Here is a 23,287-nt window from a genome sequence, read left to right on the forward strand (position 1 = left end):
GTGGCGGGCCCGCCTCGGCCAGGCTGGGGCCGACGCGTGAAAGGGGGGCGGCCGTTGTCCCGGGTGTGGCGAAGTGGTGGTGCCCTCGTGGTGCTGGCGACCCTGCTGGTCGGCGTGCCGATGGCGCTGGTCCGGCTCGGGGGTCCGCTGCTGCCGGTCGACCCCGGCTGGGGCGCTCTGGTCCGTGCCCTGACGCGGCCCGACGACGGCTCCATCGTCCTGGCGCTGATCACCGTGGTCGGCTGGCTGGCCTGGGCGGTCTTCGCGCTCTCGGTCCTCACCGAGCTGGTGAGGGTGATCTCCCGCTCGCGGATCCGGATCCGGCTGCCGGGTCTGGCCGGTCCGCAACGGGTGGCGGCCGGGCTGATTCTTGCGGTGCTGGCCTTGTCCGCGGCGCCCGCCGTCTCGGGCGCCGTGCCGCTGGCCCCGGCTGCGCAGGCCGAGACGATCCACCCGAGTCGAGCCCCCGTCCGGCCCGGCGCAGCACCGGCGCGAGCGATGAGGACGGTCACCGCCCCGGCGCCGACCGAGCCCACCCGGACGCACATGGTCGAGCCGGGAGACGATCTCTGGAGCCTCGCCCAGCACTACTACGGGGACGGGCAGCAGTGGCGGCTCATCGCCCGGGCCAACCCCGACCTGCTGACGGGCGGTCCGGACCGGCTCACCGTGGGCTGGCGGCTCTCGGTGCCCGAGCTCCACAGCCCTGCCGACGCCGACGGGACCGGCGGCAGTGCGCGGACCGTGACCGTCCGACCGGGTGAGACGCTGTCCGAGATCGCCGACCGCGAGCTCGGCTCCACCGACCGCTGGCCCGAGATCTACCACGCCAACCGGGCTCAGCTCGACGACCCGGACGAGCTCGTGGCCGGCATCCGGCTGGCGCTGCCCGCGGCGAAGGCCACGACACCCGTCGCGCCTTCCCGGGGCGGCGACACGCGGGGCCCGGCGCCGGCCCCCGTCCGCCCGAAGAGCGATCCGGCCCCCACCCCGCCCTCACCCAGGACCGCCCCACCCACCACGGCTCCCGCCACTGTTCCACCCACCACCGCTCCACCCACCGCGGAGCCCGAGGCGACGGCAGCGGCTCCAGCAGCACCAGCACCGGTCGAGGAGCACGTCACCGCGGCCGACGCGGTGCTGCCGCTCGCGGGGATCGGCGGGCTGCTCGCGGCCGGACTGGTGGCGGGGCTGCTCCGTCGCCGTGGGCTCCAGCTCCAGGCGCGTCCGGTAGGCCGTCGGATCGTCCATCCGCCGGCGTCGACGCAACGCCTGGAGGTGGCGCTCGGCCGGCGGCAGCGGCCGCTCACCCTGCGGACGCTCGACCAGGCGCTGCGGGCCATCGGTGCCCACTGCCGGGCGCAGCAGCTGCCCCTGCCGGCGCTCCGGCTGGTGCTCGTCGGTGAGGAGCAGATCGAGCTGGTGATGGCCGAGGCGGACGGCCCCGCGCCGGTCCCGTTCCGGGTCGAGGGCCGGTCCTGGCGGCTGGACGCCGGCGACGCCGGCTACCTGCGCTCGGTGCCGGGGGCCGACGAGGCACTGCGGCCCTGGCCCAGCCTGGTGACCCTGGGCCGCGACGCCCGGGACCGCCAGGTGCTCGTCGACCTCGAGGGTCTCGGACTGCTGCAGCTCGAGGCCGAGAACGAGGCGGCGGCCGGGGTGTTGGCGGCCCTGACGGTGGACCTCTCCTTCTCGCCGTGGGCAGAGGAGATCATCGTCACGACGGTCGGCGGTTCGGACCGGCTGCCGGCTGCGCTCGGGCGTCACGACGTGACGCACACCAGCGACGTCGACCACCTCCTGGCCCGGCTGGAACGGCGGGCGGCCGAGCAGCGCCGGCACCAGCCGCACCCGGTCCTGGGCCAGCACCGGTTGGATCCCGACCTCGCCGACCCGTGGACGCCCGAGGTGGTCCTGGTGCACGACCCGGTGACGGCGGACCAGCGGCGACGCCTCCAGCAGGTCGTCCTCGACGAGCCACGGGTGACGATCGCCGCCGTGGTGGTCGGCCACGACGCCGGCGCACCCTGGACGCTGCGGTGGGAGGCGGGAGCCCGCGGCGCCGTGCTGTTGCCTGACGACCTCCCGCTGCGGCCGGCGCGGCTGGAGCCCGACGAGGCCGAGGCGGTGCTCCAGCTGGTCGAGGGGACGGGGCGGACCGACACCACCCCGGCGCCCTGGTGGGCGGGGCAGGTGGTCGAACCGGAGCGGCCGCCCGACAACGTCACCTACCTGGGCTCCAGGTTCGGCGAGGAGACAGCAACGACGGAGGATGGGGGCGAGGTGGCGGCACAGGCGGCGAGGCGGATCGATGGTGCGGACGCCGTCGACCACCCCACGCTGCTGCTCCTGGGGCCGGTCGAGCTGCTGGGTGCGACCGGGCCGCTGCCGCCGCGAGCCGCCAAGCAGTGCCTCGAGTACTGCGCCTGGCTGCTCGAGCACCCCGGCCGCACCGCCCAGGGGATGGCGGCCGCGCTGGCCGTCGCCGAGGGCACCCGGCGCTCGAACATGAGCCGGCTCCGCAGCTGGCTGGGCGAGGGCGGGGACGGTCGCGCCTACCTGCCGGACGCCTACACCGGCCGGATCGCCCTGCACCCCTCGGTCAGCTCGGACTGGCAGCGGTTGCAGATCCTCACCGCGACCGGGGTCGACCGCGCCGGTGACGACGCGCTGCGGGCGGCGCTGCAGCTCGTCCGCGGAGCTCCGCTCGCCGACGCGGCGCCCGGCCAGTGGCACTGGGCGGAGGAGCTGCGGACCGACATGATCTCCTGCGTCCGCGACGTCGGGGTCGAGCTGACCCGGCGGGCGCTCGACCAGGGGGACCTCGACCTGGCCCGGTGGGCGGCCGCCCGGGCCCTGGTGGCCGCACCGGGGGACGAGCAGCTGCTGACGGCGCGGATCAGGACGGAGCACCTCGCGGGCAACCCGGCCGAGACCGAACGCCTCACCCTGCAGCTGGCGGCGCAGGCCCGACGCCTCGGTGTCGACCTCGACGAGCAGACCGTCGTGCTGCTGCAGGAGGTGGTCGAGGGCCGGGTCCGGGCCCGGTTGGCCTGACCAGCCCCCGGACGGTCGGTGCCCTGCTCGAGACCCAGACCTTCGGCGCGCCCTCGTGACGTTGCGGTCGCGGTGCCGTGGCCCCGGCTGACTCGGTCTCAGCGGAACCGGCGCAGCCGGAGGCTGTTGCTGACCACGAACAGCGAGCTCAGCGCCATCGCCGCGCCGGCGTAGAGCGGGTTCAGCAGCCCGGACGCGGCCAGCGGGATCGCGGCGACGTTATAGGCGAAGGCCCAGAACAGGTTGCCCTTGATCGTCCGCAGCGTGGCCCGGGCCAGCCCGACCGCCTCGGCGGCCGCCCGCAGGTCGCCGCGGACCAGGGTCAGGTCGCTGGCCTGGATGGCTGCGTCCGTCCCGGTACCGAGGGCGATGCCGAGGTCGGCCTGGGCCAGGGCGGCGGCGTCGTTGACCCCGTCGCCCACCATGGCCACCCGGTGCCCGGCGGCCTGCAGCCGGCGCACCTCGGCCACCTTGCCCTCGGGCCGGACGCCGGCGACGACCTCCTCGATCCCCACCTCGGCGGCGACCGCCTCGGCCGCCGCGCGGTGATCTCCGGTGAGCAGCACCGGCCGCAGACCCAGGGCGCGGAAGCTGCCCACGGCCTCCGCCGAGGTCGGCTTCAGGGTGTCCGCGACGGCCAGCACGCCGCGGGCGGCCCCGTCCCAGCCCACCAGCACGGCCGTCCGTCCCGCCGCCTGGACCCCCGCGTACGCCGCCGCCGCCTCAGCCCCGACGACCAGCCCCTCGCCGAGCAGCAGCTCCGGCTGCCCCACCACCACCGACGTGTCCGACTCTGCGGGGGCTCTAGCCATCTGCGCGTCGGACAGCTCGGCCAGCACGCCGAGCCCGGGGAGGTTGGTGAGGGTGCGGACCACCGGCAGCGGTCCTTGCATGGCCGCGTGCGCGGCGATGGCCCGGGCGATCGGGTGCTCGGACCCGGACTCGGCTGCCCCGGCGAGCCGCAGCACGTCGGCCTCGCGGGCGTCGACCGCGATCACGTCGACGACGCTCATCCGGCCCTCGGTGACCGTGCCGGTCTTGTCGAGCACGACCGTGTCGATCCGAGAAGAGGACTCCAGCACCTCCGGGCCGCGGATGACGATCCCGAGCTGCGCTCCCCTTCCGGTGCCGACCAGGAGTGCGGTCGGCGTGGCCAGGCCCAGTGCGCACGGGCAGGCGATGATCAGCACGGCCACGGCGGCGCTGAACGCGGTGGACGCTCCGGACCCGGACAGCAGCCAGCCGGCCAGGGTGAGCAGCGCCAACCCCATCACCACCGGGACGAAGACACTCGAGATCCGGTCCGCCAGCCGCTGCACCGCGGCCTTGCCGCTCTGCGCCGCCTCGACGAGCCGGGCGATCTGCGCCAGCTGGCTGTCGGCGCCGACGTGGGTGGCCGCGACCTCGAGTCGGCCGTAGGTGTTCAGGCAGCCACCCACGACGGCGTCGCCGACGCCCAGCTCGACCGGAACGACCTCGCCGGTGACCATCGAGGTGTCGGCGGCGCTCCGGCCGGCCAGCACCTGGCCGTCGGCGGCGAAGGTCTCGCCGGGCCGGACCACGAACCGGTCGCCGGTCCGCAGGGTGGCCGCGGGAACTCGTTGCTCCACCCCGTCGTGCAGCACGGTCGCCTCGGCCGGGGTGAGCTCCAGCAGCGCGCGGACGGCGGCTCCGGCCCGGCGCTTGGCCCGGGCTTCCAGGTAGCGGCCAAGCAGGACCAGCGTCGTGACGCCGGCGGCCACCTCGAGGTAGAGGTGTCCCGTTCCCGCCAGCAGGGCGTAGATCGACCAGATCGTCGCGGCCAGAGTACCCAGCGAGATCAGGGTGTCCATCGTGGTGCTGCCGTGCCGCAGGTTGAGCGCGGCGCCGCGATGGAACGGCCAGCCGGCCCAGCCGACGACCCCCAGGGTCAGCAGCAGCGCGAGCCAGGTCGAGCCGGGGAAGGCGGCGGCCGGCACCATGCCCAGGACCACCACCGGGGCGGCCAGGACGCCGGCGACGAGCGTCCGCCGACGCAGTGCCCGCAGCGAGGCCCCAGGGTCGCGATCCTCGGGCACGGACCGTGACGCGCCGTAGCCGGTGCGCTCGATGGTGGCGATCAGGTCCGTCGCGTCGACGCCGGCCGGTGCGTGCACGGTCGCCCGTTCCGTGGCGTAGTTGACGTCTGCGTGCACGCCGTCCATCCGGTTGAGCTTTTTCTCGATCCGCGCGGCGCAGGAGGCGCAGGTCATCCCGGTGACGTCGAGCTCGACCAGCTGACGTGCCGCGGGCCCAGCGGTGCTGGTGCGTACCGGGACGGTGGGGGCCATCTCAGTCCTCGACGAGGGCGTAGCCGGCCTCGTCCACGGCCGAGGCCACCGCGGTCCGCGACACCTCGGGTCCGCTGGTGACCCGCAGCAGACCGCGGGACAGGTCGACCTGGACGCCCGTCACGCCGGACACCGCCTCCACCTCGGCGGTGACGGCGGAGACGCAGTGCTGGCAGGTCATGCCCTGCACGCGGTACTCGGCGTGGCGGACGGGCAGGTCTTCGGAGGACATCGGGTGGGGCCTTTCGAGCTCAGGAGCGGACGAGACGGGCGATGGCGGCCGAGGCCTCCGCCAGCTTGGCGTCGGCCTCGTCACCTCCCCGGGAGAGGGCACCGGCCACGCAGTGCGCCAGGTGTTCGTCGAGCAGCCCCAGAGCCACCGACTGCAGGGCGCTGGTCATCGCCGACACCTGGGTCAAGATGTCGATGCAGTACTTCTCCTCCTCGACCATCTTCTGCAACCCCCGGGCCTGACCCTCGATCCGTCGCAGCCGACGCAGGTGGTCGCCCTTGTGGGCGATGTACCCGTGAGGTGCGGGCGAGGTCTCCGTGGGGAGCGGAGTCTCCGTGGGGAGTGGCGTCTCAGTAGGGAGTGAAGTCGACACCATCCCAGTGTACCCCCCCGGGGTATAAGGGACGTCACTCGAAGCGGCCTCTGGTCAGGCGTTCTGCTGCTGAGCGACCCTCAGTCTTCTGTCCACAGCCGGTCGTTCAGGCTGTGGACATAGCCGCCCGGCAGCGGCCTGTCAAGCGCCGCTCGCCGAGCCAGACGGCGTCACAATTTCCTGGCGGCGACTTTCCTCCACCGACGAGCCGCGGCATCTTCCCTGGTCAGAGAAAGATTCAGGCAGCGCCTCGCGCGCTGTCCCCAGCTCGTCCCCGACCTCTGCACAGGCCGCCCGCGTGTCCCCCACAGATACTCCTCGGTTGTGCACAACCCCTGTGGACAGAGGTCTTGGAGGGTCCGGCCGCGCGGCGTAACGTGTCCGAAGATCTCGCCGGGGGGCCGAGGGCACCGGAAATGTCAGCGGTGCAATTTAGAGTGCGAGGACGTGGAATCTCCATGCCGCCACGTCCCGGTCGTGCGACCCCTGGCACCGGTCGGAACGGGGCGACCCACCAGAGAAGGAGTGTGGAGCGGCGTGAGTCTGGCCGAGGTCATGACACCGTACCGGGACGAGGCGCCGCGAGGTTCCGGCCCGGCGCCGGACCGGGTGCCACCCCAGGATATGGACGCCGAGCAGTGCGTGCTCGGCGCCATGCTGATGAGCAAGGACGCGATCGCCGACGTGGTCGAGGTCCTGCGGGGCAGCGACTTCTACCGGCCCGCCCACGAACAGGTCTACGACGCGGTCCTGGACCTCTACGGACGCGGCGAGCCGGCCGACGCGATCACCGTGTCCGCCGAGCTCGGCAAGCGCGGCCAGCTGGTCCGCCTCGGTGGCGCCCCCTACCTGCACACCCTGCTGTCCGCGGTACCGGTGGCCGCGAACGCCGGCTACTACGCCGAGATCGTCCGCGAGAAGGCCATTCTGCGGAGGCTGGTCGACGCCTCCATCCGGATCGGCCAGCTCTCCTACGCCGGCGAGGGCGACGTGGACGGGATCGTCGACCAGGCCCAGGCTGCGGTCTACGCCGTCACCGACCGCAGCGCAGCGGAGGACTACAAGCCGCTCTCGGAGCTGATGCAGCCCACCCTCGACGAGATGGAGGCCATCAGCTCCCGCGGCGGCAACCTGGGCGGCGTCCCCACCGGCTTCGCCGAGCTCGACGACCTCACCAACGGCCTGCACCCCGGCCAGATGGTGATCGTGGCGGCTCGACCCGGAATGGGCAAGAGCACCCTGGCGCTGGACCTGGCTCGGTCGGCGTCGATCAAGCACGGCTTGACGTCGGTGATCTTCAGCCTCGAGATGAGCCAGATCGAGATCACCATGCGACTGCTGTCGGCGGAGGCCTCGATCCCGCTGTCCCACATCCGCGGCGGCCGGATGAGTGACGACGACTGGAGCCGGGTCGCGACCAAGATGGGACAGGTCTCCGAGGCGCCGATGTTCATCGACGACTCGCCCAACCTGACCATGGTGGAGATCCGGGCCAAGGCGCGGCGGCTGAAGCAACGCCACGACCTCAAGCTCGTGGTGATCGACTACATCCAGCTGATGACCTCGGGCAAGAAGGTCGAGTCGCGTCAGCTGGAGGTCAGCGAGTTCTCCCGCCAGCTCAAGCTGCTGGCGAAGGAGCTCGAGGTGCCCGTGGTCGCCCTCTCCCAGCTGAACCGTGGCCCCGAGCAGCGCACCGACAAGAAGCCGATGCTCTCCGACCTCCGCGAGTCCGGATCGCTCGAGCAGGATGCCGATATGGTGGTGCTGCTCAACCGGCCCGACATCCACGACAAGGAGTCCGACCGCGCCGGCGAGGCCGACATCGACGTGGCCAAGCACCGCAACGGGCCGACGAAGACCATCACCGTCGCCTTCCAGGGCCACTACTCCCGCTTCACCGACATGCAGCACTGAGCGTGGCCGCTGACCAGGCGGAGGTGGTGTTGCGTGCGTGGACGCTCGACGACGCGGTCGACCTCCGAGCGGCCGTCCGGAGCAGCGACGACCTGGACCGCCAGTTCGGCGGGCTCGACCTCACCGACGAGGCGGCCTGCACGCAGTTCCTCGCAGACCATCTGGCGCCCCCCAGCGTGACCGAACGGCACTTCGCCGTCGCCGTCGACGGCTGGGCGGTCGGCAACGTCAGCGTCGCCCAGATCGAGCACCGGCACAGCACCGCCTGGCTGTCCTACTGGTTGGCCGGCCCGGTCCGTGGCCGCGGGATCGCCACCCGAGCCCTGGCCACGGCGGCGGTCTGGGCCTTCGCCGAGCTGCGACTGATCCGCCTCGAGCTCGGCCACCGCACGGACAACCCGGCCTCGTGCGGGGTGGCGCTCCGGGCCGGCTTCGCCGCCGAGGGGGTCGAGCGCTCGAAGCTGGCCTACGGCGATCTCCGCTACGACGTCGAGACCCACGCCCGGCTGCTCGACGACCCCGCCCCCGACGTCGTGCTGTTGCCCGTCCGGGACTGAGGGCCCTCAGCGCCGTCGTGCGCCGAGAGACAGCCGGGTGAGCAGCCGCTGGTGGCCGACCGGCAGCAGCCGGGACAGCAGGTCGAGCGCCGTCGCGGTCCGCGTGATCAGCACCCGGGGCCGACGGTGCTGGACGCCGTCCAGGATCTCGGCCGCCGCCCGGTCGGCCGGGTAGGTCAGCAGCTTCGCCATCCGTGCCTTGCCGGCCTCGGCCTGGGCGGGTGACGCCGCGGCGGCGATGCGCGCCGTCTCGGCGATCCGGGTGCGGATGCCGCCGGGGTGGACGGTGGTCACGCCGACGCCGCAGCGTTCCAGCTCACCGCCGAGGGCCTGGCTGAAGCCGCGGAGCGCGAACTTGCTGGCCGCGTAGGCGGTCTGACCGGCCGGGGCCACCAGCCCGTACAGGCTGGAGAGGTTCACGATGTGGCTGCCCGGTGAGGCCAGGAGCGCAGGCAGCAGGGCGTGGGTCAGGGCTACCGGGGCGGCGAAGTTGACCTGCAGCACCCAGTCGAACTCGGTCATGGTCAGCTGGTCGAACCGGCCGGCGAGAGCCACGCCCGCGTTGTTGACCAGCAGCGTCGGCCGCGGGTGCTCGGCCAGGATCCAGTCGGCGAGCGCGGTGACCTGCTCGGGCTCGGCCAGGTCGACCACGCGCGAGCTGACGTCGAGCGCGGGGTGGGCGGCCCGGATGGCAGCCACGACGGCGGCCAACCGGTCGGCGTCACGGTCGACGAGCACCAGGGCGCTGCCGCGGTCGGCGAGCAGCCGGGCCAGCTGTTCGCCCATTCCGCCCGCGGCTCCCGTGACCACGGCCGTCCCGCCGGCGAAGACGTACGGCGCCAGCCGGGTCACGGGGCCACCTCGAAGGCCATGTCGGCGCCGATCCGGGCGCGCCGCATCCGCAGCGTGTCCAGCAGGTAGTTCTGCGGCACGGTCCAGGGGTCGGTCGAACCCTGGACGGGCAGGTTCGCCGCCCGCTGCACGTAACCGGAGCTCAGCGGCATCACGGGCTTCTCCTCCAGACCGGGCGGTCGGACGGGGTGCCCGAAGGCAAGTGCGTGCCGGTCGAGGTAGCGCAGGTAGCGGCAGACGTAGCGGCTGGAGAGGTCGGCGCGCAACGTCCAGGAGGCGTTCACGTAGCCGATGGCGACGGCGAAGTTGGGCACGCCGTCCAGCATCAGGCCCCGGTAGACCGCCCGCTCGGGCAGCACCACCGGCACCCCGTCGACCTCGAGGTCGAAGCCGCTGAGCAGCTTCATCACCAGGCCGGTCGCGGTGACGATGAGGTCGGCCGCCAACACCCGACCCGACGCCAGCCGGATCCCGTCCGGGACGAGACGGTCGATCCGGTCCGTGACCACCTCGACCTCACCGCGGACGACGGCCTTCAGCAGGTCGCTGTCGGGGATCACGCAGAGCCGTTGGTCCCACGGGTCGTAGCTCGGTGTGAAGTGCTCGGCGGCGTAAGCCGCGCCCATCCGGCCGACTACCGGCTTGCTCAGGTACGACCGGGCCAGGTCGGGCCGCCGTCGCGTCAGCTGGTAGAAGCCCTGGGTGATGGCCAGGTGCCGGGCGCGGATCAGCCGGTGGGCCAGCTTCGGGGGCAGCCGCCGCTTGATCCGCTGCGTGAGCGGGTCGTTCTGGCGCTGGGAGACGACCCAGGTGGGGGTGCGCTGCAGCATCGTCACGTGGGCGCCGTCGCGGGCCAGGGCCGGCACCAGGGTCATGGCCGTCGCCCCCGACCCGATGACCACGACCCGTCGGCCGCGGGTGGTGAGGCCCTCCGGCCACGACTGCGGATGCACCACCTCACCGGTGAAGTCGGCCGCGCCGGGGAAGTGTGGGGTGTAGCCGCCGGTGTAGTCGTAGTAGCCCGAGCAGGCGTACAGGAAGCGGCACGACCAGGTCTCGACCAGGCCGCCCCGCTCCGCGGTGACCGTCCAGCGTCCGGTCGCCGATGACCAGGCGGCGTGCCGGACGCGGGTGCCGAACCGGATCTGCCGGTCGATGCCGTTCTCGGCCGCCACCTGCTCCAGGTAGCGGCGGATGCTCTCGCCGTCGGCCAGCGTCTGCTCGCCGTCCCACGGCCGGAAGGGGTAGCAGAAGGTGTAGACGTCGGAGTCGGAGCGGACGCCGGGGTAGCGGAACAGGTCCCAGGTGCCGCCGACCGCGTCCCGGCCCTCCAGCACCGCGTAGCTGTGGTCGGGGCACTCGGTCTGCAGCCGGTACGCCGCGCCGATGCCCGAGACGCCTGCCCCGACCACCAGGACGTCGACGTCGTGAGTCATGAAGACAGTCTGCCCTCGGCGGAGAGAGGACCGTGGTGGCGGCCGGGCCCTCGGGATCCCCCCGGTTCTACCCCGGAGTTTGCGCTCCGACGCCCCGGGTCACCCGTCGTCGCGACGAGGCGCCGACTAGATTCGGTACCCACCCGCTCGCATCGGCGACGGGGTGCTGAGGAGGACGACATGGGTTTGGTTCGTGGGCTCGTCAAGGGTGCCATCGTCGCGAAGGTGATCCAGGTGGCGCAGCGCGAGCTGTCCAAGCCGGAGAACCAGCGCAAGATCAAGGACGGACTGTCCAAGCTGGCCGGTTCCCGGAAGAAGTAGTGGTCGCCCTGGTCCTGTCCTCGTAGCTGAAGCTCGCCAGCGCCAGGACCAGGCCGAGCACCCCCAGTCCGAGTCCCATCCAGCTGGGGGCGAGGTAGCCGTAGCCGGCGGCGATCACCAGGCCGCCCAGTGCGGCACCGAGGCTGTTGGCCACGTTGAGTGCCGAGTGCACCAGCGCGGCCCCGAGCAGCTGGGCGTCGCCGGAGACGGCGATCAGCCGCGCCTGCACGGCGGGGATGAGCAGCATGTTCGCCGCCCCGACCGCGAAGGCCCCCGCGAAGACGCCCCACCGCGTGCCGCCGAGCAGCGCCATTCCCGCGAGCGCGGCCAGGAACACCGGGAAACCGAGCAGCACCGTCCGTCGCAGGTTCCGGTCCGCGGCCCAGCCGCCGACCAGGTTGCCGCCGACCATGCCGACACCGAAGCACGCGAGCACCCAGGGCACCGCCCGCGCCGGCAGCCCGGCCTCGACCACGACGACCTGCGCGATGTAGGTGTAGACCGCGAAGAACCCGCCGAAGCCGATGGCGCCGACACCCATCATCAGCCACAGCTGCGGCAGCCGGAACACCCGCAGCTCGGTGCGCACCGACGCCTGGGCCGGGGCCGGCTGGCGAGGGACGGCGAGCACGATCGCCACCAGCGTCAAGACGAAGAGCCCGGCCACCACGAGGTAGGCGGTGCGCCAGCCCGCCAGCTGCCCGACCCAGGTGATCACCGGCACGCCGACCACGTTGGCCAGCGTCAGGCCGCTGAGCACGAAGGCGATCCCCTTGCCCTGGTTTCCCGGACCCATCAGCCGCCCGGCCACCAGCGCCGCCGTCCCGAAGTAGGCGCCGTGCGGCAGCGCGGCGACGAAGCGGGCCAGCAGCACCAGGCCGAAGCTGGGTAGGACCGCCGACGCGACGGTGCCCCCGGCCAGGACGGCCATCAGCAGCAGCAGCAGGGTCTTGCGGGGCAGCCGGACGGAGAGGATCGCGAAGACGGGTGCGCCGACCACCACGCCCAGCGCGTAAGCGCTGATCAGCCAGCCGGCGCGCGCGACCGCGGCGGCCGGATCAGCGGTGACGAGCCCGGGAAGCAGGTCGCGCGCGAGGTCCGGCAGCAGGCCCATGGCCACGAACTCGGTGGCCCCGATACCGAAACCGCCCAGCGCGAGGGCCAGCAGGGCCAGCCGACGGCGGGCGGCAGACAGTGGGGGAGGGCCCTGCTCCGTCACGGCCGACGGGGCGGCCGTAGCGGGGGCGGTGGACGAGGGCGTCATGGTCGACCTTCGCGAGCGGGTGGAGTACCGGACAAGGTCGGCGGTGTCCTCGTCGCTGGCAACCGCGCGGATGGCCGGTGCATTCCCGGCAGGCCATCGCGCGACAGACCGTGAACGAAGGGGGCGACCACCCCTCCTTCGTCTACGATCTGTCCACACGTCGACGCAGAGGGGCCGGCCATGGTTGTCCGACCGAAGTTCGCAGGACTGACGGTACTGGTTCTGCTGACGGCAGGGTGCGCCGTGAGCGACCTCACCGGATCCACCGGTCCGCTGCCGTCGGCGTCGGGTCCGGCCAGCGCGCCGGCGGACCCAGCCGGGACCACCACGACGACGCCGACGGCCACCACGAAGAAGTCGGCACAGCCGAAGCCGAAGCCCAAGCCGAAAAGCGACCCGGCCCCGGCGGCGCTGCTCAGCTCAGGGGACTCCGGTACCAAGGTCCGCCAGCTGCAGCACCGTCTCCGCCAGCTCGACTGGTACGCCGGCAGCATCACCGGCCGCTACCGCGCCTCGACGGTCAAGGCGGTGGTCGGCTTCCAGAAGAAGCGGGACCTCGACGCCACCGGCGCGGTCGACCAGGCCACCTGGTCGGCGCTGGTCAAGCGCACGCGGACGCCGACCGACGACCAGCTGCACAACCGCCTGACGCCCGGTCCCGCCCTGATGCGCTCCGCCTCCTCGGGTGACCGGGTGCGCGAGCTGCAGGCCCGGCTCAAGCAGATCGCCTGGTTTCCCGGTTCGGTCACCGGGACCTACGGCTCGGTCACCGTCGCCGCGGTCCGCGGCTTCCAGGGCAAGCGCGCGATCCCGGTCACCGGCGAGGTGGACCAGCGCACCTGGGACCGGCTGACCGCGATGACCCGGACGCCCACCTCGGACCAGCTGCACAACCGGGCACCGAAGGCGACCACCGCCGGGCTGGACTCCCGCTGCCTGACCGGACGGGCGATGTGTGTCAGCAAGACCAAGAACACCCTGGTCTGGGTGATCGATGGGCACGCCCAGCTGCGGACCGACGTCCGCTTCGGCTCCGCCGAGCTCCCGACCCGCGAGGGCGCGTTCCGGGTGGGCTGGAAGTCCCGCTACCACGTCTCGACGATCTACCACACCTCCATGCCGTACGCGATGTTCTTCAGCGGCGGTCAGGCCGTGCACTACTCCTCCGACTTCGCCGCCCGTGGCTACAACGGGGCCTCGCACGGGTGTGTGAACGTGAGGAACATGGCTGCGATCCAGACGCTCTTCGCCCAGGTCCGGGTGGGCGACAAGGTGATCGTCTACCGCTGACACCAGCGGTCAGACCCAGATGGCGCAGGCCACTCCGTCCGGCATCGGCTCGGGTGGGTCAGGCAACGACCTCGCCGTTCCTGCGGCCCAGCGCAGCATCGTCCACGCCGCTGCTCCGGCGTCGAGAACGTCGTCGACGCCCGCCCGGCCGGGGTCGGGGCCCAGGTCGCCGTCGATCGTGATCCCCGCCGTGGCCAGCCGGCGCCGGCGTTCCACCGCCCCGGCCCAGGTCTTCTTGCCGTGCCGCATCGGCGCACCGGCCAAAGTGGCGAAGCTCAGCTCCGGGTGCACCTCGATTACCGGTATTCCCGTGGTTCGCCACCACCAGTCCACCTCGCGAATCTTGGTGACCAGTCCGTACGCCTGACGGGAGAGACCCTGCCCGGTCGCGGTCCGGTGCGCCGCGGTCGCCGCCGCGTAGTCGTCGGCCTCGACGGCCGCGCGGACGGGGGCCAGGAAGATCGACGCTCGGCGAGCGCCCAGCGCGGCGCGGGCGACGAGGTCGGCCTAGCGGGGACCCTGGTCGGACAGGCCGATCGGCATGTCCACCCCCAGAGCGGCCACGGGCCCGTCGGCGGTGACCCGCTCGAGCAGCCCGGCCAGCGTCGCAGCGGCGTAGACGCGCGCTCGGTCGGGATCTGGCGCCACTGCGACCCAGCCGTCGGGGCAGCCATCGACCCCGAGTACCCGTCCGGGGGGCGACATCCCGGGTCAGCGGGCCGTCAGGACCAGCGGGCCGTCGGGGGTGACGGCGATGGTGTGCTCGGAGTGGGCGCCGCGGGAGCCGTCCCGGCTGCGCAGCGTCCAGCCGTCGGGGTCGGTGTAGATCTTGTCGGTCGACTCGCAGAACCAGGGCTCGATCGCGATCACCAGTCCGGGCCGCAGCGGCAGACCTCGGCCGCGGCGACCGTCGTTGGGAACGTGCGGATCGCCGTGCATCGTCCGGCCGACGCCGTGGCCGCCGAAGTCGGTGTTGATCTTGTAGCCGGCCTGGGTGGCGACCCGGGCGATCGCGAACGAGATGTCGCCGATCTTGTTGCCGGGCTGGGCCGCCTCGATCCCGGCGAGCAGGGCCCGCTCGGTGGTCGCGATCAGCTCGAGGTCCTCGTTCCGAGGGGTGCCCACCGCCACCGTGAGTGCGGAGTCGGAGACCCAGCCGTCGACGGAGGCGGCGAAGTCGACGCTGAGCACGTCACCGTCCACCAGCGTGTAGTCGTGCGGCAGACCGTGCAGCACGGCGTCGTTGACCGACGTGCACAGGACCTTGCCGAACGGGCTGGCCCCGAACGAGGGGTGGTAGTCGATGTAGCAGGAGACCGCACCCCGGTCGGTGATCATCCGGTGCGCCAGCTCGTCGAGCTCCAGCAGGTTCACCCCGACGTCGGCGGCGTCGCGCAACGCGTCCAGCACGTCCGCCACGAAGCGTCCGGCCGGCCGCATCTGCTCGATCTCGGTCGGGGTTCGGTACTCGATCACCGCCCCAGTCTGCCAGCCCGCTCGACCCGGACCCGGCTGGTCACGACCCGAGCGTGCAGTCCACGACGATCGGCGCGTGGTCGGAGGGCAGCTTGCCCTTGCGCGCCTCCCGGTCGACGTAGGCGTCGTCGACCCGGATGCCGTCGCTGGCCAGCACGTAGTCGATCCGCATCCCCTGGTCGGAGTGGAACCGACCGGCGCGGTAGTCCCAGTAGGTGTACGGCCGGTCGTTCTTGCCCGGGCGGGCGACCACGTCGGTCAGGCCGGCCGCGACCAGGGCGTCCATCGCCGACCGTTCTTCGGGGGTGACGTGGGTCGAACCGACGAACAGCCGCGGGTCCCAGACGTCGGCGTCGGTCCGGGCGACGTTGAAGTCGCCCATCAGCACCTGCGGCGTCCCGACCGGCACCTGGTCCAGCGAGGCGCGCAGGGCGGCGAACCACGCGAGCTTGTACGGGTACTGCGGGTCCTCGACCGCCCGTCCGTTCGGGACGTAGACACTCGTCACCCGCAGGCCTCCGCACTCCGCCGACGCGTACCGCGGCTCGGTCATCCCCGGCAGGGCGCTGGAGACCGGTTCCAGGCCGACCCGGGACAGGATGGCGACCCCGTTCCACCTGCCGTCTCCGACGTGCATCACCTCATAGCCCGCCGCCGCCACCTCGGCGTGCGGGAAGCTCGCGTCGGCGCACTTGGTCTCCTGCAGCGCGGCGACATCGGGCTGCCGGGTCTCGAGCCAGTCCAGCAGCCGGGGCAGTCGGGCGCCGATCGAGTTGACGTTCCAGGTCGCGATGCGCATCCGACCATCCTCCCAGCCGACCCGGCGGGCTCCCCCTCAGGCCGGGCTGGGGTCCGGCCCAAGAACGAGCGACAGGTCGACCTGTGCGCCGGGGACGGCCGGCCCGTAGAGGTAGCCCTGCCCGTGGGTCGCCCCCAGGCCGGCCAGCGTCTCGGCCTGGCTGGCCCGTTCGACGCCCTCCACGACCACGTCCAGCCCGAGGTCGCGACCCAGCGTGACCAGCCCGGCCACGAACCGGCGGGCGACCGGGCTCGAGTCGACCGCCCGGGTGAAGCCCGGGCTGATCTTCACCGACTCGAGAGTGATGGACTGCAGGTGCTCCAGCGAGGAGTGGCCGGCCCCGAAGTCCTCCAGCGACAGTCCCACGCCGGCCTCGACCAGCCGAAGGCAGACGCGCCTCGCCGAGTCCAGGTCGCTCAGCAGCGCGTCCTCGGTGATCTCCAGCGTCAGGCGGGTGTGGTCCAGTCCGTGCCGCTCCAGCGCCGCGGAGACGCGGTCCGGGAAGGTGAGGTCGCTCAGCTGCGGAGCCGACACGTGCACGGCGACCCGCGGCTCCCGTCCCCCGGACGAGGGCCAGCCGGCGATCTGCCCGCACCCGAGGTCGAGCACCAGATCGGTCAGGCTGCCCATCTGACCGCTGCGCAGGGCGAGTGGCACGAAGACCTCCGGGCTGATGTGGGCCCGCCCGTGCTGCCAGCGGGCCAGGCACTCCACTCCCGTGAGCCGGCCGGTCGCCAGGTGCCGGATCGGCTGGTAGGCGGCGCCGATCTGGTGGTCGGCGATCGCGTGCCTGAGCGGTTCCCGCAGCTGCAGGTCGTGGGTCTCCGCCAACCGCATGGCCGAGCGGTGGACCGACACCCGCCCTCGACCGGTCCGCTTCGCGGTGTGCAGCGCGACGTCCGCGCGGGCCAGCAGGGCGCCGGCGCTGAAGGAGCGGTCGGCCGGCTCCACCGGCGCCACGCCGACGCTCACGCTGACCCGCGCCGCCGTCCCGGCCAGGTCGTAGGGCTCGCCGAGGGCGGCAACGAGCCGCTCGGCCAGGACCGCGGCGGCCGGCCGGTATTCGGTCAGGTCGTCCCGCTCGACCAGGATGGCGAACTCGTCGGCGGCGATCCGGGCCACCGTGTCGCTCGCCGGCAGGACGAGCCGCAGCCGCTCCGCCACGGCCACCAGGAGCCGGTCGGCGAGCGCGGGACCCAACGACTCGTTCACGCCGCGGAAGTCGTCGACGTCCAGGATCATCACGGCCAGTGGCCGGAAGTCGACGTGCCTGAGCCCCAGCTTGTGGCCGAGCCGTTCGGCGAAGAACGTCCGGGTAGGCAGGCCGGTCAGCTGGTCGTGCAGCGACCGCCAGGTCCGGGCGACGTCGCGGGCGTCGGCCTCGGCCTGCAACCGCTCGCGGGCCAGGATCTCCCCGAGGACGCCGGCCAGCGACTGGAGCTCGTGCTCGTGCTCGGTCATGCTGGCCGGCTGGGCCTCGGGGTCGAGACCACAGATGGTGCCGTAGAGCCGTCCGCTACCCCCCTGGATCGGGATGCCGACATACGCGCCGATGTCGTGCGTGCGGACGGCACCGGCCGCCGCGTACAGCGGGACAGCCATCGCGTCCGGCGCGATCTGCGGGGCATCCCCGGTGACCGCGTACTGGCAGAAGGACTCTCCCGACCACGAGTGCGAGTCGCCCGGCTCGAGCCCGTAGGCGTTGTCGTGCAGGTGCACGTAGACCTGCCGATCCCGTTCGGCATCGTAGAAGCTGACCATCCAGAGGCCCAGCGGGATGGTGGCCTCGAGGTGGTCCAGGACCGCCTCGCACGCCTGGTTGAACGGCATCTGCGGAGTGATGCCCGCCAACCCGGCGCGCGGCCCCACCACGGAGGACCCGCTCACGCCGCCGACAGATCGACCTCGTCGGCCGGCAACGGCCGGGCGAACAGCTGGCCCTGGGCGTAGGTCGCGCCGAGGTCGCGCAGCACCTCGGCCTGGCTCTCGCGCTCCACCCCCTCCACGACCACCCGCAGGCCGAGGTCATGGCCGAGCGCCAGCAGCGCCTGCAGGAACCGCTGCGTCCGCGGGTTGGTGTCCACGTCGGCGACGAAGCCGCGGTCGATCTTCACGGCGTCGAGCGGGACCGAGCGCAGGTGCAGCAGTGAGGAGTACCCGGTGCCGAAGTCGTCCAGCGCCAGCTGGAAGCCGGCGTCGTGCAGCTGCTCGGCCACCGTCTGGGCGGTCTCGAGGTCGCCGACCAGCGCTTCCTCGGTGATCTCGAGCACGAGGCTGCGCGGGTGCAGCCGGGCCTGGCGGACCTGAGCGGCAATCCGCGCGGGAAAGGTCCGGTCGGTCAACAAGCCCGGCGGGACGTCCACGGCGACCCGCAGCCGGTGGTGGCCCTGGTCCTGCCAGCGCCGCAGCTGGCTGCAGGTCTGCTCGACCATCGACGCGGTCAGGGCCGGCAGCAGGTTGCTCCGGGCGGCCAGCGGGATGAAGAACTCCGGGTCGACCGGTGTCCCCTCGTGGCTCCAGCGGGCCAGGCAGTCCAGGCCGTCGATCAGCAGGGTGTCCAGGGCGACGACGGGTTCGTAGTAGGCCTGGACCTGTCGACCCGCAATGGCCGCGCGGAGGGGCTCCCGCATCCGGAGGTCGCGCGCCTCCGGCAGCTGCATCTCCGCGTCGTACGTCGCGGCGCGGGACTTGCCCGAGCGCTTGGCGGCGTAGAGCGCGACATCGGCGTGGGTGAGCAGCGCGGCGGCGCTCGCCGCGCCCGTCTCGGCGTCGAGAGCGGCGACCCCCACGCTCAGCCCGACGTCCACCCGCTGACCGTGGAGCAGGAACGGTTCGCCGAGCGCCTCCAGCATCCGGTCCGCCACCGCCGTCGGAGGCCCCGGCTGCTGCTCGAAGCTCCCCTGCTCGAGGAGCACGGCGAACTCGTCCCCGCCGAGCCGGGCCAGCGTGTCGCCGGAGCGGACGACCCCGCGCAGGCGTTCGGCCAGCCGGACCAGCAGCTCGTCGCCGCCGGCGTGGCCGAAGGTGTCGTTGACGGCCTTGAAGTCGTCGACGTCCAGGGTCAGCACCGCCAGCGGCCGGTGGTCGCGCTGGTGCAGGTCGAGCGCATGGGCCAGCCGGTCGTTGAAGAGCGCCCGGTTGGGCAGGCCCGTCAGCTCGTCGTGGAAGGCTCGCCACCGCAGGGTCGCCGCCCGGGCCTCGGCCTCGGCCTGCAGCCGGTGCCCGAGGAGGATCTGACCGAGGAGGCTGGCCAGCAGACCCAGCAGAGGTGCGTGCTGCTCCAGCAGGTGGGCCGGATAGATCTCGGGGTCGGTGCCGCAGAGCGTGCCGAACAGGGTCCCGTTCCCGGCCTGGATCGGGACCCCGACGTAGGCGCCGATGTCGAGGTGGTGGGCCCGCTCGACCGCCGCGTACTGGGGGACGGCCATCGCGTCGGGGGCGACCATGGGTGCCGCCCCGGTGACCATGTGCTGGCAGAACGACTCCGACCAGGCGATGAAGTCGCCGTCCCCGTACTTTCCCTGCTGGTCGCGCACGTGCAGGTAGACCTGCCGGTCCCCGTCGCGGTCGTATTCGGTGACCGACCAGAAGTTCAGCGGCAACAGCTGGTTCAGGTAGTCCAGCACCTTCTCCGACGCCTGGTCGAAGGTCATCGCGCTCATGGCCAGGACGGCCATCTCGTCGGTGGTGAGAGTGGACATGCAACTCCGTTCGTCGAGGTCCAGACCTCCGGACCACTCCGACGCACCGGGGCCGGTGCGCAGCTCCCTCACCCCGCGGTTGCCCGATCAGGATAGGGGCTGGGGACCGATCAGGTCAGTCAGCAGAGCGCACAGGTTCTCCGGGAACACGATCTCGGCCGTGACGGCGAGCTCGGCCAGCGACCACCACCGGTACGCCGAGACCGAGCGCTGCTCGACGTCGGTCCAGCCGGAGGTGTCGACGGTGTCGGAGTCCACGCGGGCCAGGTAGAAGTCTTCGGACTGCCGGAAGCGCCCGCCCTCGAAGTCGAACTCGGCCGTCCGGTGCAGCACCACCGGCCCCAGGTCGGCCGGCAGCACGAGTCCGGCTTCCTCGAAAGCCTCCCGGCGGGCGGCGTCGGCGGTCGACTCCCCGTTCTCACATCCTCCGCCGACGGTGAACCACCAGCTACCGTCCTGCGGTCGGGCGGGGTCGCAGCCCCGCAGCAGGAGCACCGCGTCCCCGTGCACGGCCAGGACGCGGCCGGCCCTGCGCTCCTGCACCCCTCGGCCCGGAGTCAGACGGAGACCTTGAGGGAGTGGTAGCCGGTGGCCCCGTCGGGCGCGGGGGGTGCCTCGGCGGCGATCTGCAGGTTGCCCTCGGTGTCGTAGGCGCGGACGGTCAGCGTGTGGTCGCCGCTCATGGCCATCCAGTCGTACTTCCACTGCCGCCAGGTGTCGGTGCTGGTGACCTCGGCCAGCTGGGCCTCGTGCCACTCACCGTCGACGCCGACCTCGACCCTGCTGATGCCGTCGTGCTGGGCCCACGCGACACCAGCCACCACGACAGGGCCCGCCGACACCTTCCGCCGGGGGACGTCGATCCGCGAGGCGAGCTTGACCGGACCCTTGGCCGACCAGCCCAATGGGGTCCAGTAGCCCTGGTCGGCGGCGAAGGTGGTGACCTTCAGCTGGGTCACCCACTTCGTGGCCGAGACGTAGCCGTACAGCCCGGGCACCACCATCCGCACCGGGAAACCGTGCTCCAGCGGCAGCGGGTCGCCGTTCATCCCGACGGCCAGCAGCGCCTCCCGGTCCGGGTCGGTGAGGGCGCTGAGCGGGCTGCCGGCGGTGAACCCGTCCTGACTGGTCGAGAGCACCATGTCCGCGCCGGCCGTTGGCTTGGCCCGGGCGAGGAGGTCCCGGATCGGGTAGCCCAGCCAGCGGGCGTTGCCGATCAGGTCGCCGCCGACGGTGTTCGAGACGCAGGTCAGGGTGGTCACGTGCTCGACCAGAGGCAGGGCGGTCAGCTCGGCGTAGCTGATCGTCACCGGCGTCTCCACCATGCCCGTGATCGAGAGGCTCCAGTCGGCCGGGTCGATCACGGGAACCTGCAGCGCGGTGTCGATCCGGTAGAAGTCGTCGTTGGCGGTCAGGTACGGGCTCAGGCCCTCGATGCCGAAGTCCGCTCCCGCCGGTACGGGCGCCGGTTTGGTGGTCGCGGGCAGCCGGATCGCCTCCCGCGCCGCGCTGACCCGGTTGGCCGCGCTGACCAGCGCCTGCCCGGCCACGGCCGCCACCACGGCCAGCCCGCCGGCCACCGCCGTCCAGCGCAGGAAGCTGCGGCGCTCGACCGACCGTGGTCCGGCCTCGGCCGTGCGGGTGCTCGGAGACCGCCACAGCGCCAGCCGTTCCACCAGGGAGCGCAGCAGCAGGTAGCCGAAGACCATCCCGATCACGGTGGGCAGGAAGGCGGTCAGCTCGCCGTTCGCGCGCGTCCCGACCGCCAGCAGGCCGATCACCGCGACGAGGGCGAAGACCGCCGCGCCGCCCAGCCGCCGCCGGTACTCGGCCTGCCCGGCGAGGGCACAGAGAACCAGCACCCCCGCGGTGATGATCACCAGCAGGATGGGCTTGTCTGCGGTCCCGAGGGTGTCCTTGCCGAAGTTGACGAGCGCTGCGGGCAGATGGGCGATGATCAGCTCGCCGACGGCCGAGACCGGGGAGCCGGCCGGGCCGGTCAGCCAGGCGGCGAGGTTCGCCAGACCCAGCCCCGCCACCCCCGCGACCAGGCCCGCCAGCCAGGCCCAACGGCGGGCGGTACGGGTGCCCGCGGTGGCGGCGGACGAGGCGCGCTGGTGCATACATCCATATTGCTCCCCGCGGGGAACCAGCGACGCCGAACGACGCGTGAGGTCACTTGACCTCGCTCGCAGCGGTCGCGGCACAACCGGAACGTGCTCGTCACACGACCGACCCCGGAACGATTGCCAAACCCGGGCCGGGATCCCTATGTTATACGTATGCACCTGACGCCAGCGGACAAGAACCGGGTCTCGGGGACGTTCTCCGTGGTTCGTGAGCCGAACCGGCCGGACGTGGCCGCCCAGTCGGATCCGCAGGTGATCGCGACTGTCTCGACCATGCTGAGCGAGATCGAGCACACAGGCCTCGCGGGCGTCCGGCGCTACGCCGAGCGTCTGGACGGCTGGACGGGCGGAGAGGACTTCGAGATCCCGTCCGACTCGGTCGAGGCGCTCACCTCCGGGCTGCCGGTGGACCTGCAGGCCGCTCTGGACGCCGGCGCCGAACGCACCCGGCGGTTCGCGGGGATGCAGCGTGCCCACCTGACCGACTTCGAGGACGAGGTCATCCCGGGGGTGGTCTGCGGCCAGAAGTACGTGCCGGTGGGCAACGTCGGCGCCTACCTGCCCGCCGGCCGCTTCCCCCTGCTGGCCAGCGCCTTCATGACCATCGGCGTCGCCCGCGCCGCCGGGGTGCCGAACGTCGTCTCGGCCACGCCGCCCTCCCACCAGGGCACCGCCCACCCCGCCGTCCTCTACGCCGCGCGGGCCTCCGGGGCTGAGCGCATCTTCGCCCTCGGCGGGGTCCAGGCGCTCGCCGCGATGGCCTTCGGGCTGCTCGACGGTGTGGCCGCCGACATGATCGTCGGTGCGGGAAACGCGTACGTGGCCGAGGCCAAGCGTCAGTTGTACGGGAAAGTCGGCATTGACGTCCTCGCCGGACCGTCCGAGGTCGCCGTCATCGCCGACGAGACCGCGTCCGCCGCCATGGTCGCCGCCGACCTCCTCGCTCAGGCCGAGCACGGGCCCACCACCCCGGCCTGCCTGGTCACCACGTCGGAGTCCCTCGCCGCCGCGGTGGAGATCGAGGTCGCCCGCCAGCTCGAGGGCCTGGCCACCCGCGAGATCGCCGGCGCGGCCTGGGGTGACTGGGGCTCGATCTACGTGGCCGACTCGGCCAAGACGGCGATCGAGATCATGGACCTGCTGGCGCCGGAGCACCTGGAGATCCTGACCGCCGACCCCGACTTCTACCTGGACAACCTGCGGAACTACGGCTCGCTGTTCCTGGGCGAGTGGTCCACTGTCGCGTACGCCGACAAGGGCATGTCCGGTACCAACCACGTGTTGCCGACCGCCCGCGGCGCCCGGTACACCGCAGGCCTGTCGGTGACCGGCTACCTGAAGCAGCTGACCTACCAGAGGGCCACCCGTGCGGCCACCGGGGCCCAGGCCGGCCCGGTGGTCACGATCGCCGACTTCGAGGGCATGCCGGGCCACCGCGACAGCGCCCAGCTGCGCCTCGACCTGATCGCCGCCGACCCTACGTGACGCATACGTATACCTGATTGCTGTGCCGGCTTAGCTCGACCCCGCTCGTTCGACCCCGCTCCGCTCGTTCACCACCCGCCGAAGAAGAGGTC

The 23,287-nt window shown here is 72.6% G+C and carries 18 protein-coding genes and 1 pseudogene; 6 read left to right on the plus strand and 13 right to left on the minus strand.

Translation table 11 applies throughout. The features are described from left to right. The first annotated feature begins 87 nt into the window (after positions 1-87). A complete protein-coding gene (locus tag ACFE7W_RS09235) occupies positions 88-3,057 on the plus strand; it encodes a LysM peptidoglycan-binding domain-containing protein (protein ID WP_375424471.1) in 2,970 nt (989 codons plus the stop codon). Between the two features lie 98 nt (positions 3,058-3,155). On the opposite strand, the gene ACFE7W_RS09240 is transcribed toward ACFE7W_RS09235, so the two are convergent. The 3 genes from ACFE7W_RS09240 to ACFE7W_RS09250 are packed head-to-tail and all read right to left on the minus strand — an operon-like array spanning position 3,156 to position 5,974. Beyond that, entirely contained in the window at positions 3,156-5,366 is a 2,211-nt protein-coding gene (locus ACFE7W_RS09240; protein ID WP_375424472.1) for a heavy metal translocating P-type ATPase, read from the minus strand. A 1-nt stretch (position 5,367) separates the two neighbouring features. Next, complete coding sequence (locus ACFE7W_RS09245) at positions 5,368-5,598, minus strand: heavy-metal-associated domain-containing protein (RefSeq protein WP_375424473.1); 231 nt, start codon at positions 5,596-5,598, stop codon at positions 5,368-5,370. Positions 5,599-5,617: 19 nt separating this feature from the next. After that, complete coding sequence (locus tag ACFE7W_RS09250) at positions 5,618-5,974, minus strand: metal-sensitive transcriptional regulator (RefSeq protein WP_375424474.1); 357 nt, start codon at positions 5,972-5,974, stop codon at positions 5,618-5,620. Positions 5,975-6,526: 552 nt separating this feature from the next. On the opposite strand from ACFE7W_RS09250, the gene dnaB reads away from it, so the two are divergent. Together dnaB and ACFE7W_RS09260 are read left to right on the plus strand one after the other, a co-directional pair. After that, positions 6,527-7,885: a replicative DNA helicase gene (gene dnaB, locus ACFE7W_RS09255; RefSeq protein ID WP_375424860.1), complete on the plus strand. Its 1,359-nt coding sequence runs from the start codon at positions 6,527-6,529 to the stop codon at positions 7,883-7,885. Positions 7,886-7,887: 2 nt separating this feature from the next. Continuing rightward, the gene (locus tag ACFE7W_RS09260; RefSeq protein ID WP_375424475.1) at positions 7,888-8,442 is read left to right on the plus strand and encodes a GNAT family N-acetyltransferase; all 555 of its coding nucleotides are present in this window, start codon (positions 7,888-7,890) and stop codon (positions 8,440-8,442) included. A gap of 6 nt (positions 8,443-8,448) precedes the next feature. On the opposite strand, the gene ACFE7W_RS09265 is transcribed toward ACFE7W_RS09260, so the two are convergent. Then, a complete protein-coding gene (locus ACFE7W_RS09265; protein ID WP_375424476.1) occupies positions 8,449-9,294 on the minus strand; it encodes an SDR family NAD(P)-dependent oxidoreductase in 846 nt (281 codons plus the stop codon). After that, a complete protein-coding gene (locus tag ACFE7W_RS09270) occupies positions 9,291-10,730 on the minus strand; it encodes a flavin-containing monooxygenase (protein WP_375424477.1) in 1,440 nt (479 codons plus the stop codon). The genes ACFE7W_RS09265 and ACFE7W_RS09270 overlap by 4 nt, the downstream gene beginning before the upstream one ends. A gap of 180 nt (positions 10,731-10,910) precedes the next feature. Between ACFE7W_RS09270 and ACFE7W_RS09275 the strand changes: the two genes are divergently transcribed. After that, on the plus strand, positions 10,911-11,051 hold the full coding sequence (locus ACFE7W_RS09275) for a hypothetical protein (RefSeq protein ID WP_375424478.1): 141 nt from the start codon (positions 10,911-10,913) through the stop codon (positions 11,049-11,051). Here the strand turns inward: ACFE7W_RS09275 and ACFE7W_RS09280 are convergent. Beyond that, a complete protein-coding gene (locus tag ACFE7W_RS09280) occupies positions 11,008-12,315 on the minus strand; it encodes an MFS transporter (protein WP_375424479.1) in 1,308 nt (435 codons plus the stop codon). The two genes, ACFE7W_RS09275 and ACFE7W_RS09280, sit on opposite strands and share 44 nt — an antisense overlap. A gap of 243 nt (positions 12,316-12,558) precedes the next feature. Here ACFE7W_RS09280 and ACFE7W_RS09285 point away from each other — a divergent pair, with 243 nt between their 5' ends. Beyond that, positions 12,559-13,605 (plus strand): peptidoglycan-binding protein, encoded by a 1,047-nt coding sequence (locus ACFE7W_RS09285; protein ID WP_375424480.1) that lies wholly within the window; start codon positions 12,559-12,561, stop codon positions 13,603-13,605. Between the two features lie 9 nt (positions 13,606-13,614). Here the strand turns inward: ACFE7W_RS09285 and ACFE7W_RS09290 are convergent. The 7 genes and pseudogenes from ACFE7W_RS09290 to ACFE7W_RS09320 form a co-directional block, all read right to left on the minus strand. Next, positions 13,615-14,310 (minus strand): annotated as a pseudogene (locus tag ACFE7W_RS09290) (DUF429 domain-containing protein). A gap of 6 nt (positions 14,311-14,316) precedes the next feature. Further along, positions 14,317-15,081: a type I methionyl aminopeptidase gene (gene map / locus ACFE7W_RS09295; RefSeq protein ID WP_375424481.1), complete on the minus strand. Its 765-nt coding sequence runs from the start codon at positions 15,079-15,081 to the stop codon at positions 14,317-14,319. A gap of 40 nt (positions 15,082-15,121) precedes the next feature. Then, entirely contained in the window at positions 15,122-15,880 is a 759-nt protein-coding gene (locus ACFE7W_RS09300; protein ID WP_375424482.1) for an exodeoxyribonuclease III, read from the minus strand. A gap of 36 nt (positions 15,881-15,916) precedes the next feature. Then, positions 15,917-17,767, minus strand: coding sequence for an EAL domain-containing protein (locus ACFE7W_RS09305; RefSeq protein WP_375424483.1), 1,851 nt, complete (start codon positions 17,765-17,767; stop codon positions 15,917-15,919). After that, the gene (locus tag ACFE7W_RS09310) at positions 17,764-19,581 is read right to left on the minus strand and encodes an EAL domain-containing protein (RefSeq protein WP_375424484.1); all 1,818 of its coding nucleotides are present in this window, start codon (positions 19,579-19,581) and stop codon (positions 17,764-17,766) included. The genes ACFE7W_RS09305 and ACFE7W_RS09310 overlap by 4 nt, the downstream gene beginning before the upstream one ends. Positions 19,582-19,668: 87 nt before the next feature. Then, on the minus strand, positions 19,669-20,124 hold the full coding sequence (locus ACFE7W_RS09315) for an NUDIX hydrolase (protein ID WP_375424485.1): 456 nt from the start codon (positions 20,122-20,124) through the stop codon (positions 19,669-19,671). Between the two features lie 14 nt (positions 20,125-20,138). Further along, positions 20,139-21,704 (minus strand): molybdopterin-dependent oxidoreductase, encoded by a 1,566-nt coding sequence (locus ACFE7W_RS09320; RefSeq protein WP_375424486.1) that lies wholly within the window; start codon positions 21,702-21,704, stop codon positions 20,139-20,141. A gap of 159 nt (positions 21,705-21,863) precedes the next feature. On the opposite strand from ACFE7W_RS09320, the gene hisD reads away from it, so the two are divergent. Continuing rightward, positions 21,864-23,195, plus strand: coding sequence for a histidinol dehydrogenase (gene hisD, locus ACFE7W_RS09325; protein WP_375424487.1), 1,332 nt, complete (start codon positions 21,864-21,866; stop codon positions 23,193-23,195). Positions 23,196-23,287: the final 92 nt, after the last annotated feature.

The organism is uncultured Friedmanniella sp. (genome assembly GCF_964244285.1).
In the GTDB taxonomy this organism is placed as follows: Bacteria; Actinomycetota; Actinomycetes; order Propionibacteriales; family Propionibacteriaceae; genus Microlunatus.